The organism is Lacticaseibacillus zeae subsp. silagei, assembly GCF_030770335.1.
In the GTDB taxonomy this organism is placed as follows: Bacteria; Bacillota; Bacilli; order Lactobacillales; family Lactobacillaceae; genus Lacticaseibacillus; species Lacticaseibacillus zeae.
This window is the reverse complement of the sequence record NZ_CP132484.1, coordinates 566106-581948: the sequence shown is the minus strand read 5'-3', so window position 1 is coordinate 581948 and position 15843 is coordinate 566106. Positions and strand designations below refer to the sequence as shown.

The 15843-nt window shown below is 48.7% G+C and carries 13 protein-coding genes, 1 tRNA gene and 1 other annotated feature; of the genes, 5 read left to right on the top strand and 9 right to left on the bottom strand.

Annotated elements, in window-relative coordinates:
* The first annotated feature begins 475 nt into the window (after window positions 1-475).
* On the top strand, window positions 476-1864 hold the full coding sequence (gene brnQ, locus LACZS1_RS02770) for a branched-chain amino acid transport system II carrier protein (RefSeq protein ID WP_070652067.1): 1389 nt from the start codon (window positions 476-478) through the stop codon (window positions 1862-1864).
* Between the two features lie 152 nt (window positions 1865-2016).
* Here brnQ and LACZS1_RS02765 read toward each other — a convergent pair whose 3' ends face one another.
* The 4 genes from LACZS1_RS02765 to LACZS1_RS02750 form a co-directional block, all read right to left on the bottom strand.
* On the bottom strand, window positions 2017-2931 hold the full coding sequence (locus tag LACZS1_RS02765; protein WP_070652066.1) for a hypothetical protein: 915 nt from the start codon (window positions 2929-2931) through the stop codon (window positions 2017-2019).
* A gap of 588 nt (window positions 2932-3519) precedes the next feature.
* Window positions 3520-4569 (bottom strand): ABC transporter substrate-binding protein, encoded by a 1050-nt coding sequence (locus LACZS1_RS02760; protein ID WP_070652064.1) that lies wholly within the window; start codon window positions 4567-4569, stop codon window positions 3520-3522.
* A 49-nt stretch (window positions 4570-4618) separates the two neighbouring features.
* Entirely contained in the window at window positions 4619-5386 is a 768-nt protein-coding gene (locus tag LACZS1_RS02755; RefSeq protein ID WP_047107226.1) for an ABC transporter ATP-binding protein, read from the bottom strand.
* Window positions 5380-6375, bottom strand: a complete 996-nt coding sequence (locus LACZS1_RS02750; RefSeq protein WP_414973777.1) for an ABC transporter permease — start codon at window positions 6373-6375, stop codon at window positions 5380-5382. The genes LACZS1_RS02755 and LACZS1_RS02750 overlap by 7 nt, the downstream gene beginning before the upstream one ends.
* Window positions 6376-7059: 684 nt before the next feature.
* On the opposite strand from LACZS1_RS02750, the gene LACZS1_RS02745 reads away from it, so the two are divergent.
* The gene (locus tag LACZS1_RS02745) at window positions 7060-7260 is read left to right on the top strand and encodes a hypothetical protein (RefSeq protein WP_070652063.1); all 201 of its coding nucleotides are present in this window, start codon (window positions 7060-7062) and stop codon (window positions 7258-7260) included.
* A 185-nt stretch (window positions 7261-7445) separates the two neighbouring features.
* Window positions 7446-7696, top strand: a binding site (T-box leader).
* Window positions 7697-7965: 269 nt separating this feature from the next.
* On the opposite strand, the gene LACZS1_RS02740 is transcribed toward LACZS1_RS02745, so the two are convergent.
* Window positions 7966-9198, bottom strand: coding sequence for an IS110 family RNA-guided transposase (locus LACZS1_RS02740; protein WP_070650064.1), 1233 nt, complete (start codon window positions 9196-9198; stop codon window positions 7966-7968).
* A gap of 360 nt (window positions 9199-9558) precedes the next feature.
* On the opposite strand from LACZS1_RS02740, the gene LACZS1_RS02735 reads away from it, so the two are divergent.
* From LACZS1_RS02735 to LACZS1_RS02725, 3 genes are all read left to right on the top strand, one after another.
* Complete coding sequence (locus tag LACZS1_RS02735; protein WP_049170852.1) at window positions 9559-10272, top strand: amino acid ABC transporter permease; 714 nt, start codon at window positions 9559-9561, stop codon at window positions 10270-10272.
* A 75-nt stretch (window positions 10273-10347) separates the two neighbouring features.
* The gene (locus tag LACZS1_RS02730; RefSeq protein ID WP_010491090.1) at window positions 10348-11160 is read left to right on the top strand and encodes a transporter substrate-binding domain-containing protein; all 813 of its coding nucleotides are present in this window, start codon (window positions 10348-10350) and stop codon (window positions 11158-11160) included.
* A 96-nt stretch (window positions 11161-11256) separates the two neighbouring features.
* Window positions 11257-12396: a trans-sulfuration enzyme family protein gene (locus LACZS1_RS02725; protein WP_070650202.1), complete on the top strand. Its 1140-nt coding sequence runs from the start codon at window positions 11257-11259 to the stop codon at window positions 12394-12396.
* An 88-nt stretch (window positions 12397-12484) separates the two neighbouring features.
* Here the strand turns inward: LACZS1_RS02725 and LACZS1_RS02720 are convergent, their stop codons facing one another.
* The 4 genes from LACZS1_RS02720 to LACZS1_RS02705 all read right to left on the bottom strand — a co-directional run bounded on the left by LACZS1_RS02720 (window position 12485) and on the right by LACZS1_RS02705 (window position 15556).
* Window positions 12485-13270, bottom strand: a complete 786-nt coding sequence (locus LACZS1_RS02720; protein WP_070650203.1) for a hypothetical protein — start codon at window positions 13268-13270, stop codon at window positions 12485-12487.
* Between the two features lie 49 nt (window positions 13271-13319).
* A tRNA-Arg gene (locus tag LACZS1_RS02715) sits at window positions 13320-13391 on the bottom strand.
* A 224-nt stretch (window positions 13392-13615) separates the two neighbouring features.
* The gene (gene cysK / locus LACZS1_RS02710; protein ID WP_070650204.1) at window positions 13616-14545 is read right to left on the bottom strand and encodes a cysteine synthase A; all 930 of its coding nucleotides are present in this window, start codon (window positions 14543-14545) and stop codon (window positions 13616-13618) included.
* 180 nt (window positions 14546-14725) lie between these two features.
* Window positions 14726-15556 (bottom strand): homoserine O-succinyltransferase, encoded by an 831-nt coding sequence (locus tag LACZS1_RS02705; RefSeq protein ID WP_274804285.1) that lies wholly within the window; start codon window positions 15554-15556, stop codon window positions 14726-14728.
* Window positions 15557-15843: the final 287 nt, after the last annotated feature.

The following is a 15843-nucleotide window of genomic DNA, read 5'->3' as shown; positions in this document are numbered from 1 at the left end:
GGTTGGTGTGAGGAAGCATTCAGGACATGATGAAGATCCCTTTCAAGCAGGACACCGAACCTTCAGTAACGTGTCATGGGAGCACCCATTACAGTGCTAGCATATCGTCCACGGACCGTATGCGATGAAGGCCAAGGCTCTATACTTTGGTGAATTAAGGTGGTACCGCGCAAAGTCGCCCTTAGATTAAATCTAAGGGCGACTTTTTTTGAGCGTGAATCAGCCCGGTTAGAAACCGGAGTGTAAGTGGCCTTGGGCGTGATGGTCGGTCTTTGACCATTGCGACCGAGGTCCTTACACGCAGGTTTCTGGGCTGGTGAACGCGTTATGGTAAGCGTAACCTGTCCGCATTTTCGCGCAGCAACTAGATCAACAAACCAATTAAGGATGTGATGCAATTGGAATCTGACATTACCCACATTAGTCGCCTCATGAATGAATTAACGCCTGACTTAAACTTATTGGAGGAACTCAAATGGAATTACCTGAAAAGAAACTTTCAACCCGTGATTATGTCGTCATTGCATCACTTTTGTTCGGCCTCTTCTTTGGCGCCGGCAATCTAATTTTCCCACTGCACCTTGGTCAGCTCGCTGGGGCTAACTGGTTCCCGGCCATGCTAGGCTTTTTGGTCACCGCCGTTGCGTTGCCGCTACTAGGCGTTTTAGCCATCGCCGCCACGCATGCGGAAGGCGTTTATGATATCGGACGACCGCTTGGTGGCGTCTTTGCCCTCGTCTTCATGGTGCTGATCCACGCAACGATCGGTCCTATGTTCGGCACCCCGCGGACGGCAACCGTCTCATTCACCACCGGCGTTTTACCAATGTTGCCAAAAGACTGGCAGCAAGGCGGCCTCCTTGTTTTCTCCGCCTTATTCTTCGGCGCAGCGTTCTTCCTGTCCTATAAGGAACGGAAGATCACCACTGCTGTCGGTAAAGTTTTGAACCCGATTTTTCTAGTGCTCTTATTCTTCGTCTTTTTCGTCGGCTACCTGCATCCAATGGGCAATCCGGCTGCGCAAACCGTTACCGCTGCATACAAAAACGGCAGCTTCATGAATGGCTTCCTGCAAGGCTATAACACGATGGATGCCCTTGCTGCGTTAGCATTTGGGGTCACCGTTGTCACGGCGGTTCGCGGCTTGGGGTTGAAAAATGATGACCATGTCGCCAAAGCAACCGCCAAGGCCGGCGTCATGGCAACCAGTTTTATCGGATTGATCTACGTTGCATTGATCGTGCTTGGCAGTATGTCACTGGCACATTTCAAACTGAGTCCTGAAGGTGGTACTGCCTTCAATCAAGTGGTCACTTATTACTTCGGTACCGCTGGCCACGCAGTTTTAGCCACCTTGCTAACGCTGACCTGTCTGACAACCGCTGTGGGCTTAGTCGCCGCATTCGCGCAAGACTTCCACCGGCATTTTCCTAAGGTTAGTTATCGGGCATGGCTGGCACTGACGAGTTTTCTGTCCTTCCTGACCGCTAACTTCGGGCTTGAACAAATCATCGCTTGGTCTGTGCCGATGTTGATGTTCCTATATCCATTCTCAATGGTACTTATCCTCATGTCTGTTTTCGGCAAAGCCTTCCATCACGATCCGGTCGTTTACCGCGTCGTCGTTGCCTTTACTACAGTACCGGCTGTTTTGGACATGTTCGCTGCATTCCCGGCAGTTGTGAGTCAAAGCGCAGTTGGCTTGGCTTTACACAGTTTCCAATTACATTACCTGCCATTCGCCGCAATGGGTCTGGGCTGGTTGGTTCCGGCTGCTGTCGGTCTGGTTATCGGCTTGGTTGCCCACACCGTTAAAACACGGCGGGCAACGGCTTTAGCCAAGGTTCAAGCTGAACAAAATTAAGCGGCATCGTTCTTGCTGATCATCCCAAAAGCCAGCTACCCAAAAGCTGCTTGATCAGACGTTTCGTCGCAATCGAAAAGGTACCGATCACGTTTTGCGATCGGTACCTTTATTTTTATACGTTTTCTTCTATATTATAGCCTAGCAAAGATTCACCGATAATCGGTATTGATCAGGTGCTTCAGTAAAACCTGATTTAATAAGCCGATGACATCTTTGATCGTTCGATTGGCCGGTGTCAGAATATCCTTTTGAAAATTCTGCGCTAGTTCCTTGACAGAAAACGTCTTGTGGAGCTCTTTGGTCATGAGCGCCAATGACGTTTTGACAATACCCTGATCGTCGGTCGGTTCATGGACAACCAGCCGGTCACTGATATCGCTTGGACATTGCTGCCGCTGGGAAAATGTGTCGATTAATGCCTGCCAGATGAGTTCGACAGCATTACGCGGATGCTTCTGCTTTGATGTTGGCGTTGCAAAGTGATTAATGCCACTTGAAACAACCGGTAACGACTGGCCACCTTTGTCATGATCGTGAGTTGCTGCCTGTGCTGCCGCAACCACGGCCTGTTCCTTTTGCTCTTCTGCTGTCGGCTTTGTCACTGACTGACTGACCAGCGAATTAACTTCCTGCTCGGTTTTAATCGTTGGCGTTGAACTGACTGTCTTTTCGGAAACCTTGCTTGGCTTGTCTGCCGATGCTTCTGACACTTTGCTGCTTGGCACTGAGACACCGCTGATTGCTTCAGTGCTTGCAGATGATTTCTTGTCGTCCTGGCTATCGGAAGGCACCACGGAACTTTTTGAATTTTCTTTACTGTCAGTCGTTTCATCCGTGTCAGCTACTGTGATGACCGGTTGCTGATCATCGGTCGTCTTTTCGGTGGCGTCTTGCGTTGGCTTCACGCTGTCTTCTTTTGGTTGTGCGCTACTGCAACTTGGTGCTGAGGCCTGTACCGCAACTGGTGGCGCTGAAGCTGCAAACGTCAACGCCTGATTACCAATCACCGTTGATACACCCAAGCCAAGCATGGCAGCCAAACCGTATACCCATGCCTTTTTCATCTTATCCTCCACTAAAACATTAACATCTTACATATCTTCTCCGCATTTAATATACCGCATTTAAGAAATAAAGTCACTGGACTTTAGGACTAGAGAGCGTGAACAGACCCGGTTAGAAACCGGAGCATAAGTGGCCTCAGACCCAAACGGCTGGGCTTTGGCCATTTGGGTCTGAGGTCCTTATGTGCAGGTTTCTGGGTCTGTGAACGCGTTTTTCTACAAGAGCGTGGACTGGCGCGCTTAGAAGTCGGAGTGTAAGTGACCATGGTCGTGATGGCCCGGGTTTGGCCATCACGACCATGGTCCTTACACACAGACTTCTGCGCCAGTGAACGCGTTTTTGCGCCAGTATCGGGCGAGTCAACGAACACCCCGGCAAACTACCATCGTGCAAGCAAAGCTGTTTCCCGCCGCTTGACCACACATCAATCAAAAAAACAGACCCGTTTCGTCGATTACTGCTGCTACACCATCAACGAAATGGACCTGTTTTGGACTGTGCAGATCGGCTAGCGATTCCCGATCTAGACATCAATATTGCCTAGTTACCGGGAGCGTTGCCGCCTGTGAGCTTATGTCTCTTAAAGCTTACTGAACATCTTTCACTTTGAGGAATGCATTGTTGGCCAGGGAATTAAGATCCGTATTCTTATTAACGATGCCGATCTTCTGCAAATCCTTACCAACCTGAATGAACGCTTTTTGTCCACCATAATATGAAGCTTTCCAGTCATATGTCTTGAGTGCTTTTTCGTTCACACTCGCTTTGCCGGCCGCAAATTTGTTTGAGACTTGAATGGCCGCTGTCTGTGACTGATGGGTTTTAACCCAGTTAGTGGCTTCTTGCATTGCCAACGTGTACTTCCGTGCTGCTTCAGGATGCTCTTTTGCAACTTTTGCGGAAACATATGCCACACAGCAATATTCAGTGTTGAATGGCGCCGTCTCTGCTGAAGAAGCGACGATGTTGAAGCCATACTGTTTGACCGCAATCTGAACGGTGGGATCTTCAATGGCAATCGCATCAACTTGCCCTTTGGCTAACGCAATTGGTAATTCAGAAGCATCATATTGAACAAATTGCACCTGGGCGTTGTTGGTTCCAACCTCAACCCCATGATCCCCCAACCAGCGTTTGGTAAACGTCGCTTCAGATCCGGCAACAGCGGCAACCCCGATTTTCTTGCCAACAAAATCTTTCGGTGACTTAAGCGTTGAGCCTTTTGCGGTTAAAACGCTGATACAACCGGTGTGCAAGCCCGTTGTAATTTTCAACTGTGCACCATTAGCAATCGGCTGAACGATTGACCCCAATAGCGAATTAGAGGCATCGATTTTGTTGGAGGTGACTGCCTCAATGCCCGTCGTGTTTGCATCAACCTTGACGACTTTATATTTCAATCCCACTTTCTTGAAGAACCCCTTCACTTGCGCAATCTGTTGCGGCGCACCGCAGACGCCACCCGGATCACCCAAGCGCAAAACATAGTTATCGTCCTTCTTAGCCACGGTGGCTGTGTTTTGTGGCGCAGTACTGGTTGTTTGCTTATTTTGATGAACAAACGCAAAAACCAGCACAACTGCCAAAACGGCAATCGTTGCGATTGCTACCCAAATAGTCTTGGTCTGCTTTTTCATGATGACACGCTCCTCTTTTGCTGCTAATCTGCAACAATGAAATGATGCATTAAGCTTTAAAGTTCAAAATAGCCAACACTTTTTCTTTTAACGCAATGAACTCAGGGCTGTTACGATCTCGGGGATGTGGCAAGGTAACCGGGACAATTTTTTTGAGCACTGCCGGCCGCGGCGTCATGGTGAAAACCCGGTCAGCCAGATAAACGGCTTCTTCAACGTCATGCGTCACAATGATCATCGTGATCTTTCGTTTCTGCCAGATACGAATGAGCTCATCATGAAGCCGCATCCGCGTAAACGCGTCCAGTGCGCCAAAAGGTTCGTCAAACAGCATAATTTTCGGATAATTAATCAATGCTCGGGCAAGCGCCACCCGTTGTTGCATCCCACCGGAAAGTTGGCTGGGATATTCATGCTCGAACCCGGTTAACCCCACAAGTTCAATCAACTCATGAACTGCATCGTCCGTGTTCTTTTGATGGGCAATTTTCAGACCAAATCTGACATTGTCCGCAACCGTTAGCCAAGGATAAAGGGTGGCATCTTGGAAAACCAACCCCCGCTCGCGACTTGGCCCCGTGATCAACTTGGAGTCGACTTTCAAAGTTCCTTCTGTCGGCGTATCCAGACCGGCTAACAGACGCAAAAGCGTTGACTTGCCGCATCCCGAAGGTCCAATCAAAGCAATGAATTCCCCTGGACGGATTTGCGCGTCCACTTGATGCAAGGCCTCCGTATTCTTGGCACCCGGTCCATTATCCGTGTATATTTTGCGAACATGATCAATTGTAATTGCCCCACTTGTCGTCTCTACCATTGGATAATTCCTTTCTGCCAACGCAAGAAGTGATCGCGAATTTTGAAAAAGATCGTAATAATCAACGAAAAGCTAATGGCGATCACCAGCAAGCCAGCGTAAACATTGGCGTAACCCATAATTTGTCGTTGCCAGTTAATATACCAACCGATGCCATATTTAACCCCAATCATTTCGGCTGTCATCAAAGTGATAAAACTTGAGCAGATACCGTTAAAAATGCCGACAAAGATATCTGGCAGTGCTCCCGGAATCGCCACCTTGAAGATTTTCTGGACGTTGCTTGCACCCATCGTGTCAGCAACTTCGAAAAACTGCTTTTTGACATTCACAATTCCCGAATTGGTCAGAATGGTGATTGGAAACCATGTTGACAAGGCAATCAGGAAAACCGAAGCTTGAAAACTTGTTGCAAATGCCGAAAGTGCTACGGGAATAAATGCTGTTGAAGGAATCGGACCAAAGAGTTTGACGACTGGCGATAACCAGTAATTCCACTTGGTATACCAGCCAATCAAAATACCGGTAACAAGACCAGTGACGATGCCAAACAACAAGCCGAGAAACAATAATCGCGTTGAATAAGCAAGACACTTCAGCAAGAATGCCCAGTCCTTGACCAGAACATCCAGAATCGATTCAGGGCTGGGGAAAAACAGAGGATTAATCAATGCGTACTTCAACGTCACCAGATTGTACAACCCCAACACCAGAAAAACGCCGCCAATAAAATAGCTCTTGTACACATAACGCTGTGCTTTGGATGTAATCAGATGATACAAAGCCAAACCTACCGTTAACCCCAACGCGATTAATAGCAAATCCGTGAACCATGGTTCTGATTTTGCTGTAATGGTGCTAGCTTTAGGTAATAAAAGTTGCAAAATCAATGTGATAAAAATTGCCAAGGGCGCAAAGAACGCACGTAGAGGTGCAATGGTATCTGGTTGCGCCACGGAAACCGCCGAAACATTCGTCGTCTCTTGCACAAGATCACTTTCCTTTCTTTGATGACCTCGAAGACAAAAAAACGCCGCCCTTAGCCAATTTCGAAATTGGCCAAGGGCGACGTTGCGCGTTACCACCTTGGATTTGCGAGAATCGTTCACACGATCCGCCTCGACAGGTACAATCAAGTTGATGATACCCCGGCACCATAACGACTGCCCACCGTTGCGGATTTACAATGCTCATCCACAAATCACTCTGGGGACCATTTTCGCTGATGCCGCCTGTCCGCCTTACACCAAGTTAGCGGCTCTCTGAGCAGTAAGCACGTAGTTACTTATCCCGTCTTCATGATCATCAATTGTTGAATCTCACTTTAGTCGCGCCGTGCATGCATGTCAACACTTTTCGAATTATTCAATTACTTTTTTATGAAGGCCGATAAAAATAAAAGAAGCATCACTTCTCTAGCTTGACACGCAGGACTATGAGTCTCTTTTGACACGTAGTCACACATGCAGCTTCCCTTGACAGAGAAAAGATAAGGGCGTATGACGTATTTGGATAGCTGAGTAAGCGATTACGATACGTGTCATCGGTGCTCTCCGGCGCTTTGTGCTTCTTCTGTATAAGCGGATTGTTAGTGGTGGACGCAATGTAACACGACAGCCATAGCCGAATTAGTATTACCTAAGACTCTAAGATAAAGAAAGAAGCGGTCCCCAATGATGATGTATCCATATATTAACTTAGGCCCCAGAGATGGCGTTTTGTTAGTTGCAGCCATCTTACTGTTAGTTTTAACCTTAGTTTTTAAGTGGTCAGTATTGGAGTTTGTACTTTCTGCTATTGCAATCATCATTGCGTTCTTGGCGGGAAGCATGAAACCAAATAAGAAGAACGTGCTGACCTTCATAAAAAAATAAGCTAAGAAAATCATTCATGAGAAGTAAAAGGCGAACGCAATTTCAACATTCAAATTGCGTTTGTTTTTATATTGGAGATAGCGAAAGCGTTACTTAATCGCCCAGTCTGTTCGCGCGCCCCTATCGCCCAGTCTGTTCGCGCGCCCCTATTGACAACACCTGTTTTTTAGCCTAATGTAATGTCAATATCTTAGCGGCAGAGAGATGAGTAGCCAGGCGAAGATCCGCAGCGAGTTGTCAGTTGGTGGAAGACAATGATTGGGTTCTGGCGAAGATGGTCTTTTCATGCATTCAGTTGTGAACGTTCACCGCAAGCAGCTGACGGGTGCTCCCGTTATTGAGTCAGGGTATTCGCACATGAGATGTGCTGTACCTAAAGGGAGCCGGATCAGTTCGGTTAATCAAGGTGGTAACGCGGAACATTTTCGTCCTTGTCTATGAAAAATGGACAGAGGCGGAAATGCTTTTTTATTTGCCCGTTCGTTTACAGCATGTCGCTGAGAAAAGTAGCTTGAGAGCATGCAGTCTGCTTGACATTTAGCGGAAAGTACCGGCATGTATCTTAAGAGACTTGTGGTCTGAAGTCAAGGGAGTGATTCAAATTATCTAGACTTGTTTCATTTTTCAGAGGGTATACTTCCCCCAGCCCAGGGATTTAGTAATTTCTCTAGGTGAATCTAAAGCCCTAACTTGACGCTTGGCGCGCTAGACCGCTTTGGCTGGTTTATACAACTCGTGGTTTTTAAGTAATGCATAGATCACGCGTACCAGCTTTCTTGCAGTCATGACACAAGCACGTCGGTGTTGATATTTTGGCACCTCCCGGTATTTCTTGTCGTAAAATCTGGCAAATGTGGGATCATGCGCTCTTACCGAGTTGGCAGCTTCAATTAGGTAATAGCGTAAGTACTGATCGCCGTTATGCGTGCGCGGCGTTAGTTGCCGCTCACCGTTTCCGGATTGACTTCTGCGCCAAACCAGTCCGGCATAGCTTGCCAAACTAGCTTCACTCGGAAACCGTTCAATCTGACCAATTTCAGCCAGTAGTCCAGCCGAGTAGACTGGGCCAACGCCTGGAATACTTTGCGTTGACTGTGAGCCATCAATGACGGCACACAGGTCGGTGATGCTCTTGTCTAGGGCTTTTAGTTGCTTTTGTAACATCCGGATCTGGTTGATGTAAATCGCCATGACCTGGTCAACAGAATCGGCAACCGTCTTGCTCAAGCGATAAGAGCTACGGATGGCTTTTTGTAAGGCCTTAGCGATCGCCTCTGGGTCACCAAAGCGACCGTGGGACAATTGGTTAAGATCTTGAGTAAGCGTCTGTAAGGGCATCTGAGCGATTTCGTCCAGTGTGTACTTTTCACCGCTAAGCACCGTCATCATCGTGTTTCCGAACACAGAAGTCGGTAGCTCAGCTTCCAGTGTGTTCAATCGGAAGTACAGATTGTTGAGGAAGTGGTTTTTGCCATCTGTAATTTGTTTGACGATGTGATACCGTTCGCGGGTGAGCCGCTGTAAGGCAATGTGTTTCTCGTCGCGGGTCACTGGCACTTGATACCGGCCAATGCGCAGAAAGTCTGCGATGTGGAAGGCATCAATGGTATCAGTCTTGTCGTCATCAAACAATTGGCTGTAACGATGAGTCATCTTGGGGTTCAACGTGACGACAGTGGCATCCAACGCACTGAGCGCTGAGCTTTGTTCAAAGTAAAGTGTGGGGTGGATGTTGTACACCGAGGTGGCTTCCATGCCAATCACGATCTTTAGTGAATCATCTTGGCGTTTAGCCCATTCCAGGATTAATTTCTCAATTTGGCCGGCCCCGTCAGGGGTATTCGTGGTCTTGTCCTGGAAAATAACCTTCTTGGCAGAATCCAAGCCACAGTAATCAAGCTTTGCTTTTGAAACATCAATACCAACATTCAAGTTCATCGAATTGGACCTCCTTTCTGTTCTGATTTATGGATAGGCTTGGGCGCTGCGCGATATTCCCTAATTATGAACCTACAGTACTTCCTCGCAGTATGAGCAGTCTGTCTGAGGATCAGTAGCTGCTCGGTGAAACGCGAGTCACCGAACTGATCTCCAGCCCCCGCAGCTTGTGGTTTGTGCTTGTTCGATTCATCTGGGCGGCAGTCTCGGGGTGAAGTCTAGCAATAGCTAGCAACAGGAGGGAAAAGCCTATACCAGTTGGACCCAAATCCAATGAACAACTAGAGAATATCACGCAACATCCAAGTACGGAGCTATCCAAGAACTTGGTTGTAATTTAAATATACGAGGAGGAAAAGTATGTGGAAAATCATAGCTGACGCCGTGCCGCAAATGGTCGCTGCCGGAATTAAATACACCATTCCGATCGCGATTGTCTCATTTGCCATTGGCCTCATCATCGCTTTAATCACCGCCTTGACACGGATCTCGGCGCGCAAAGGGGTGTTAATCAGCATCGCTAAAGGCGTTGCATCGTTTTACGTCTGGCTTTTCCGGTCAACCCCTTTGTTGGTTCAATTGTTTATCGTTTTCTTTGGCTTACCCAGCTTGGTCATCCCGGGCATTTTCCCGCATGGCATTAAGCTTGATCCGGTTGTAGCGGGGATCATTACCTTTTCGCTGAATACTGGCGCTTACTGTGCGGAAACGATTCGGGCGGCGCTTTTATCCATCGATTCCGGTCAGTGGGAAGCCGCGTATGCTGTGGGGTTGCCGCGCCGTCTGGTTTTGCGGGAAATCATCATCCCTCAGGCGCTGCGAACCGCGGTCCCGCCGCTGTCAAATAGTTTCATCAGCCTCGTCAAGGACACCTCTTTGGCGGCATCGATCACCATCGTCGAAATGTTTCAGGTCAGTCAGCAGATCGCGGCGGAAAACTACCAGCCATTGTTGATGTACTCACTGGTTGCGTTGCTCTATGCGATTGTCTGCACCGTTTTATCCTGGGGTCAGCGCTACCTTGAAAAAGTCACCTCGCGCTATACAGCAAATACACAGTCGACTCAGCTGTAAGGTGATTACCATCGCGCGGCCACTGGCACAAGCGCCGGTGAACGCACAACGCTATTTATGGAAGGAAGAAGTATGATGTTGAAGAAAAAGTTGTGGTTCCTGTTGCCAATCATGGCGCTCGTTGCCTTTACCCTGACGGCCTGCAGCAGCGGATCGTCTAGCACGTCTAAAAGTAGCGACGTCAAAACCGAACTGATTAATAAGAATGAACTCACGATCGGCCTTGAAGGAACCTATGCCCCGTTTTCCTATCGCAAAGACGGTAAACTGCAAGGGTTCGAAGTTGAGCTCGGCAAGGCCTTAGCCAAAAAAGTCGGCGTTAAGGCCAAGTTTGTCCCTACTCAATGGGATTCCCTGATCGCCGGTCTTGGCAGCCAAAAGTTCGATCTGGTGCTCAACAACATTGCCGAAACGCCGCAACGTAAGAAAGTTTATGCCTTCACGACACCGTATATGTACTCGCGTTACGCCTTGATCACTCGCAGCGACGATACTTCGATTAAGCAGTTGAGTGATATTAAAGGCAAGAAATTCGTTGAAGGTACCGGTACGCCAAACGCTGCCTTAGCGAAAAAGTACGGCGCGACCATTACACCGTCCGGCGACTTCACGGTTTCATTAAACCTGGTTAAAGAAAAGCGTGCTGATGGCACCATTAACTCCAGCGCTGCTTGGTATGCTTATGCCAAGAGCAATTCAACTGCCGGTCTAAAGAGCCAAACGCTCACAACCAGTGCGGCAAAGCCCGACGACATTGCCGGAATGGTCAGCAAGAAATCACCGAAGCTCCAAGCTGCTCTTTCTAAAGGTATCAAGGAGCTTCGCAAAGACGGCACACTGAAGAAGTTATCGCAAAAATACTTCGGCGCCGATTTAACGACGAAGTAACTTATATAGTACTGCTTTTAAACTTTCAAGCCGCGAATGCTCGAAATTCGCGGCAATACATAGTCAACATGTTCATCAAAGGGAGGTCGGGTTTTTATGACTCAATTCAATACGAAATTAGTTCATGGACCGCAACTACAGACTGATCAGGCTGGTGCTATCGTGCCGCCGCTTTATCAAAGCGCCATGTTCCGGTTTGCCCCTGATGGACAGGAAAACCACTGGGACTATGCGCGCAGTGGTAACCCGACCCGCGAATATTTAGAACGACAAATTGCAACATTGGAAAATGGTGACGCCGGCTTTGCTTTTTCCAGTGGGGTCGCCGCCATTGCCACTGTGTTGGCCATCTTTCCCAATGGTAGCCACTTCATCATCGGCGACTCACTGTACAGTGGGACTGATCGGCTGATCAACCAATATTTTGCCCAGCACGGTCTGGCCTTCACTGCGGTCGACACGCGCGACTTAGCAGCGGTGGAAGCGGCGATCCGCCCTGAAACCAAGGCCATCTTCTTTGAGACCTTTTCCAATCCGCTACTGAAAGTCAGCAGCGTGAAGGCGATTAGCGCACTTGCGAAGGCGCATCACCTCACCACGATTGTGGACAACACGTTCCTGACCCCATATTACCAGCGGCCACTCGATCTGGGTGCTGACATTGTGCTACACAGCGCGACCAAATACCTTGGCGGCCACGGCGACCTAATTGCCGGATTGGTCGTCTCCGCCCATCCTGAGCTCAGTGAAAAGTTGGCCTTCTTGCAAAACACGATCGGCGCCATCTTAAGCCCAGTGGACTGTAGCCTAGTGTCGCGCGGCATCGCAACCCTCGCCGTTCGCCTCGATCGAGAAACGGCCAACGCCCAGGCAGTAGCTGAATTTTTGAACCAACACCCCGATGTTTCCCACGTCTACTATCCCGGACTGCCAAGCGATCCGGGTCACGCGCTGGCTCAACAGGAAACCACCGGCGCGAGCGGCCTGTTATCCATTAAGCTCGCCGACAACATTGATCCACTGAAATTCGTCAACAGCACCAAGGTCTTTGACTTCGCCGATTCACTAGGCACCGTCTCCAGCTTAGTCAAACTACCATGGTTCAAACTACCGGAAGAAAAACGGGCAAGTTCCGGTTTAACGCCGCAGCATGTCCGCATCGCGATCGGCCTGGAAGATCAGCAGGATTTGATTGATGATCTAGCGCAGGCGTTGGTGGCGGCGGAAAAGAAATAGGTGGTACGAAAAAACATCCTTTGGGCGTAATGAAGCTCAAAGGATGTTTTTTATGCTCGCCGATCAAAAGTGGAAAACTGTCAAAATCTCAATAACCATTGTATGGCCAGCCGACCTGAACTTGTTTGGGTGGATCAGTTCGGTTTAGGCTATCTGCACCTTGCTCCAATGACTGCAGTGCTTGATAAGCAAGCCTCAGCCGTGACGCATAGCCACGCCAATTATCATCGTCTCGTCCGGCATTGACTGCCTGATCATAAGGTAAAAAGTTAACTTTTATTCCCACGATTGGCAGTTTCGCTGCTTTACAAATCAACGGCCACTCCGTATCTGTCAGCAAGCCTTTTGAGTTAGCTAAAAGATACCTAGCCGCTTCTTGGCTAAAAGCACAGCAGCCAGCCGTTATGTCCAAATCAGGCAATCCCAACACCGCAGAAGCCGCTTTATTGGTAATCGCCTCGGTTTCGCGCCAAGTTGCCGGATAACTGCGCATCACCACTGAATCACGACCGACAATCTGATACCCGTCAACCACTTGAAGTCGTTTCACAAATGCTTCTAGCGCAGGCTCCGCCCGTTCCACCGCCACCACGATCTTATCAAAATCGCAGTAAAAAAATGATGCCGCATAATGGACATCCCGCAAACCAAACTCAAGTACTTTTCGGCGGGCATCGGCAGCACCATGCGGCCCAATAATGCGGCAATGAAATTTTGGCGCTTCGTCTAGTAAACGCGCGATCTCATTATTAGTGACAGAACTGATTGTGACGTAAATAGCCGAAAACATTTTGCTGACACTCGCCACAACCTGTTGTAGCTGAGGCAAAGAGATATTTGGGTGATGGACAGTGGCTAGTAGCACAGGTTGCATATCAAAGACCCCTTATGCGATTTTGTCAGCGTTCGCCGGTTAACACAAATGCCTCCACCGGGATTCGAACCCGGATCTGTGGTTTCGAGGACCATTATGCTATCCATTGCACCATGGAGACTTACAAGTTTTATTATAGCGCTTTTAACGCAGTGGCGTGATGACTGACTTCGAAGCTAGTCCCAAAAGTCTCAAAAGTTTACGATAAATCAGCCCAAAACAAAAAACGCCCAACCCCTTTAATATCAAAGGATTGAACGTTTTTGACCTCTTCTAAGTGTCAAAGATTGGCACCCACACCGCCACTATCTACGCATCGTTTAGCTAAGCACGGCATCACTGACCTTAATCATCAAACTTAAACAAATCCGTCGACAGATACCGTTCGCCGTTATCCGGTGCAACGGTGGCGACGCTCTTGCCTTTGCCGAGTTTCTTGGCAATTTCAATGGCGCCGAAGATGTTGGCACCGGCTGAAATGCCTGGCAGGAAGCCTTCTTCATGGCTGACGTGACGCGCCATGTCGATGGCCTGATCGCTTGTCACTTCAACGATGTCTTGATAGAGGTTCGTATCCAAGACATCGGGAATGAAGCCGGCCGAAATGCCTTGGATTTTGTGCTTGCCGCCATGGCCTTCTTTGAGCATTGGTGACTCGGCTGCTTCCAAAGCGTAAATCTGAACGTTTGGATTGATTTTCCGCAAAGCCCGGCCGACACCGGTTAACGTGCCGCCTGTCCCAACGCCTGCGACAAACGCATCCGGCGTGCCGCCATCAAATGACCGGATGATTTCTTGTCCGGTGGTGCGTTCGTGTACGTCGGGGTTGGCTGGATTCTGAAATTGCATCGGCAGGAAATAGCCATTTTCTTTGCTGAGTGCCTCGGCCTTTTTGATCGCGCCCGGCATGCCGTCTGTACCCGGGGTCAAAATCAATTCAGCTCCATAGCCGCGCATCAACGCCCGGCGCTCGACACTCATGGTCTCTGGCATCGTGATGATCAGATGATAACCCTTCGCTGCCGCAACCAAAGCAAGACCAATGCCTGTGTTACCGGAAGTCGGTTCGACAATCGTGCCGCCGGGCTTCAAAACGCCTTTGTATTCAGCATCTTCAATCATTGCCAGCGCGATCCGATCCTTCACAGAACCACCGGGATTGAAGAATTCAAGCTTTACATAAACATCAGCTGCGCCTTCAGGTACAACGCGATTCAACTTGAGTAACGGGGTGTTGCCAATCAAACCTGTAATATTATCTGCTGCTGTGACCATATTAAAGCCTCCATATTCGTGAGCGTGAACCGCCGCGGTCAGGAGCCGGAGTGTAAGTGGCCTTGGTCGCAATGGCCCGGGCTCAGGCCATTGCGACCAAGGTCCTTACATGCAGGCTCCTGCGCCGGTGAACGCGTTAATGTGAGCGTGAACCGCCGCGGTTAGGAGCCGGTTCGTGCTTTATCGTGTCGTCATTGAACGATCTTCGTTACGATGGTCGGCAACATGCCGGATCCAATTGTCAAAAATCGTTCGCTGCGTTTTCTTCCAATTAAACTTCGGATGATCATAATCGTTTTTGTGATGGTAATAGTGTTTAGCACGCGCGTAATCGATCTCGGGATGCGCGGCGATTTCGCGGTGATATTCCGCATCCAGTCCCCACCGATCGTACTCGATATGCGAAAAGACAAAGGTCTGGGTGCCGGTTGGTTCCGTCACCATGAACAATTTACCTTTTGTCGTTGTCGCGTTGATCGTTAATCGCGGGTCATGGCGAATATCCCGAACATCCATCTCGGCATAACGCGCATGTGGTGCTTTGAAACCATCTTTTAAGCCTTGCAGAAGCGAATGCGGTTCCAGAATCGTTTGCGGGTAAACGCCAAACAATTTGTGAGGAAGAATGAGCTTACTGACACCAAAAAAATAATTCAGTGCTACCATGCCGCCCCAGCAAAGATAGAGTTGATTCGGTACATGCTGCCCCAGCGTTTTCAAAAGCGTCCGCACCTCGGCAATATAGTGCACTTGATCGAACTCTAAGGTTTCAATCGGCGAGCCCGTGATGATGAACCCATCCATTGTCGCCGCTTCGTGAATATCCAGTGGGTCTAAAATCGAACTGACCGCTTTTGGCACATCACGTCCTGCGTAATGGGTCATGGGGTAATAAAAATGCAATTCAACCGGAATCTCAGTGCGCGTCAAAACGTGTTGCAGCCGAGTTTTGGTATCGGCTTTATCGTGCATGACGTTTAAAATACCGATCTTGAGTGGCGATTTTGTCAAGGTTCACCTCCTATCTACTAATAGTATCCGTTCAACTTTAAATGAAGCTTTGCGCATGACCACGGACTAAGCTAATCCGTTCAACAGTCACTTGCCCGAACACATCAGGTGGATACCTTGACCGTTCGTATGACGCCAACATCGCTTAAATTCAATGAGGTTCCTCATAGTATCCTCCCTTTCAGTACTTATATACTAACTAAATGTAAGGCTAATAACAACCTTTTGCGCTAACATATTCGCAAATTTGTCGACCGCAAGCGATATTGTCTTAAGTAAGCAGTTAG

Excerpts from the sequence above, each read along its gene's own strand:
- brnQ (WP_070652067.1), top strand. The coding sequence starts at position 476 with ATGGAATTACCTGAAAAGAAACTTTCAACCCGTGATTATGTCGTCATT.
- LACZS1_RS02765 (WP_070652066.1), bottom strand. The coding sequence starts at position 2,931 with ATGAAAAAGGCATGGGTATACGGTTTGGCTGCCATGCTTGGCTTGGGT.
- LACZS1_RS02760 (WP_070652064.1), bottom strand. The coding sequence starts at position 4,569 with ATGAAAAAGCAGACCAAGACTATTTGGGTAGCAATCGCAACGATTGCC.
- LACZS1_RS02755 (WP_047107226.1), bottom strand. The coding sequence starts at position 5,386 with ATGGTAGAGACGACAAGTGGGGCAATTACAATTGATCATGTTCGCAAA.
- LACZS1_RS02745 (WP_070652063.1), top strand. The coding sequence starts at position 7,060 with ATGATGATGTATCCATATATTAACTTAGGCCCCAGAGATGGCGTTTTG.
- LACZS1_RS02740 (WP_070650064.1), bottom strand. The coding sequence starts at position 9,198 with ATGAACTTGAATGTTGGTATTGATGTTTCAAAAGCAAAGCTTGATTAC.
- LACZS1_RS02735 (WP_049170852.1), top strand. The coding sequence starts at position 9,559 with ATGTGGAAAATCATAGCTGACGCCGTGCCGCAAATGGTCGCTGCCGGA.
- LACZS1_RS02730 (WP_010491090.1), top strand. The coding sequence starts at position 10,348 with ATGTTGAAGAAAAAGTTGTGGTTCCTGTTGCCAATCATGGCGCTCGTT.
- LACZS1_RS02725 (WP_070650202.1), top strand. The coding sequence starts at position 11,257 with ATGACTCAATTCAATACGAAATTAGTTCATGGACCGCAACTACAGACT.
- LACZS1_RS02720 (WP_070650203.1), bottom strand. The coding sequence starts at position 13,270 with ATGCAACCTGTGCTACTAGCCACTGTCCATCACCCAAATATCTCTTTG.
- cysK (WP_070650204.1), bottom strand. The coding sequence starts at position 14,545 with ATGGTCACAGCAGCAGATAATATTACAGGTTTGATTGGCAACACCCCG.